General features: G+C 64.6%; 3 protein-coding genes. All 3 read right to left on the minus strand.

The genetic code is table 11. The annotated features are described in order from the left end of the window. The coding region (locus tag RA24_RS21425; protein ID WP_039194313.1) for a tetrahydrofolate dehydrogenase/cyclohydrolase catalytic domain-containing protein at positions 1 to 623 on the minus strand (623 nt) is incomplete at its 3' end. 36 nt (positions 624 to 659) lie between these two features. After that, entirely contained in the window at positions 660 to 965 is a 306-nt protein-coding gene (locus tag RA24_RS21430; RefSeq protein WP_039194316.1) for a chorismate mutase, read from the minus strand. 58 nt (positions 966 to 1,023) lie between these two features. Beyond that, positions 1,024 to 2,700 (minus strand): formate--tetrahydrofolate ligase, encoded by a 1,677-nt coding sequence (locus RA24_RS21435; RefSeq protein WP_039194318.1) that lies wholly within the window; start codon positions 2,698 to 2,700, stop codon positions 1,024 to 1,026. Positions 2,701 to 2,703: the final 3 nt, after the last annotated feature.

Raw genomic sequence — 2,703 nt, forward strand, 5'->3', positions numbered from 1 at the left:
GCAACCACGATGTCGGCGCGGCGGACAACATCCGGAAGATCCTTGGTGCGCGAATGCGCGATGGTCACGGTGCAGCTGTCACCCAGCAGCAGCTGCGCCATCGGCTTGCCGACGATGTTGGAGCGGCCAATGACAACCGCGTCCATGCCCGAGAGGCTGCCGTGGTGGTCGCGCAGCATCATCAGGCAACCCAAGGGCGTGCAGGGCACCATCGACTTCTGGCCGGTGCCCAGCAGGCCGACGTTGGAGATGTGGAAGCCGTCCACGTCCTTCTCCGGCGCGATCGAGTTGATCACCAGGTCCTCGTCCAGGTGCTTGGGCAGCGGCAGCTGCACCAGGATGCCATGCACCGACGGGTCGTTGTTCAGCTGGTCGATCAGCGCCAGCAGATCGGCCTCGGAGGTGTCCGCCTCCAGCTTGTGCTCATAGGAGTTCATGCCGACCTCGACGGTCTGCTTGCCCTTGGAGCGCACATAGACTTGCGACGCCGGGTCCTCGCCCACCAGCACCACCGCCAGGCCCGGGGTGATGCCGTTTTGCTCCTTCAGCCGCGCCACATGTTCGGCCACCTGGCCGCGCACCTTGGCCGCAAAGGCCTTGCCGTCAATCAGAGTTGCTGCCATTGCTCTCTTCCTTTTTGTGCAGGCATTCGGCCCGCCTTACTCTTCCCGGATCACCCGCGCCTCGCGGGCAATCGACCAGTCCACCAGCTGCCGCCACAGATGCTCGATCAGATCGGGGTCCAGCCCCTGAGCCTCCGCCGCGGCGCGGGCATTCATGACCACTTCCTCAACCCGGTCCGGGATCCGCGCGGGCCAGCCGTTGGCTTGCTTCAGCTGAATCGCCCGGTCGATATAGGCGGCACGCCGCGCCAGCATCCGCACCAATTCCCGGTCCATCCGGTCGATCTCAGCCCGCAGCTCTGCCATCGACTGGCAGTCCTGCGGCGGTGTCTCTGTGCTCATGTCTCAAAACTCCAGCGGCCCGGGATGTCCCGGGCCGCTGAATGTCGCATATCTTGTCTTAGAACAAGCCTTCGATCTGGCCGTCCTCGTTCAGGCGGATGGTTTCCGCCGCCGGGGTGCGCGGCAGGCCCGGCATGGTCATGATCTCGCCGCAGACCGCAACGATGAAGCCCGCACCGGCCGACAGGCGCACTTCGCGCACCGGCACCGAGTGGCCCACCGGCGCACCGCGCAAGCTCGGGTCGGTCGAGAAGGAGTACTGGGTCTTCGCCATGCAGACCGGCAGGTTGCCGTAGCCCGCGTCTTCCCATTCCTTCAGCTGGTTGCGGATCTTGTTGTCCGCCAGCACCTCGTCAGCGCGGTAGATGCGCTTGGCGATGGTCTCGATCTTCTCGAACAGCGGCATGTCGTCCGGGTAGATCGGCGAGAAGTTGGCGGAACCGGCGTCGACGATCTCGACAACCTTCTCGGCCAGCGGCGCGGAGCCCTCGGAGCCCAGCTCCCAGTGGCGCGACAGCACTGCTTCAACGCCGTGGGTGGCGCAGTAGGCCTTGACCGCGTCAACTTCGGCGTCGGTGTCGGTGACGAAGTGGTTGATCGCAACCACAACCGGCACGCCGAAGGATTTGACGTTCTCGATGTGGCGGCCGAGGTTGGCGCAGCCGGAGTTCACCGCGTCGACGTTCTCGGCACCGAGGTCCGCCTTGGCAACGCCGCCGTTCATCTTCATCGCGCGCACGGTGGCCACCAGCACCACTGCGGAGGGTGCGATGCCTGCCTTGCGGCACTTGATGTTCATGAACTTCTCGGCGCCGAGGTCCGCACCAAAGCCTGCTTCGGTGACGACATAGTCGGCGACTTTCAAGGCGGTCTTGGTGGCGATCACCGAGTTGCAGCCGTGTGCGATGTTGGCGAAGGGACCGCCGTGCACGAAGGCCGGGTTGTTTTCCAGGGTCTGCACCAGGTTCGGCTGCATCGCGTCCTTCAGCAGCACGGTCATTGCGCCCTCTGCCTTGATGTCGCGGCAGTAGACCGGGGTCTTGTCGCGGCGGTACGCCACGATGATGTCGCCCAGGCGCTTTTCCAGGTCCTTGAGGTCGTTGGCGAGGCAGAGGATCGCCATCACTTCCGACGCCACGGTGATGTCAAAGCCGGCTTCGCGCGGGAAGCCGTTGGACACACCGCCCAGAGACGCGGTGATGGTGCGCAGGGCGCGGTCGTTCATGTCGACCACACGGCGCCAGGCGACGCGGCGGGTGTCGATGTCGCACTCGTTGCCCCAGTAGATGTGGTTGTCGATCATCGCCGACAGCAGCGAGTGGGCCGAGGTGATGGCGTGGAAGTCGCCGGTGAAGTGGAGGTTCATTTCCTCCATCGGCACGACCTGGGCATAGCCGCCGCCTGCAGCGCCGCCCTTCATGCCGAAGTTCGGGCCCAGCGAGGCTTCGCGGATACAGATCATCGCGTTCTTGCCGATCCGGTTCAGACCGTCGCCCAGACCCACGGTGGTGGTGGTCTTGCCTTCGCCCGCCGGTGTCGGGTTGATCGCGGTCACCAGGATCAGCTTGCCGTCTTCCTTGGACTGCACAGAGTCGATGAACGCCTGGCTCACCTTCGCCTTGTCATGGCCGTAGGGCAGCAGGTCATCGCTGGAAATCCCGATCTTCGCGCCAATCTCCTGGATCGGCTTCTTCTGCGCCTCACGCGCAATCTCGATGTCACTCTTGTAGCTCATGGC

The organism is Leisingera sp. ANG-M6 (assembly GCF_000813905.1).
Lineage (GTDB): Bacteria > Pseudomonadota > Alphaproteobacteria > Rhodobacterales > Rhodobacteraceae > Leisingera.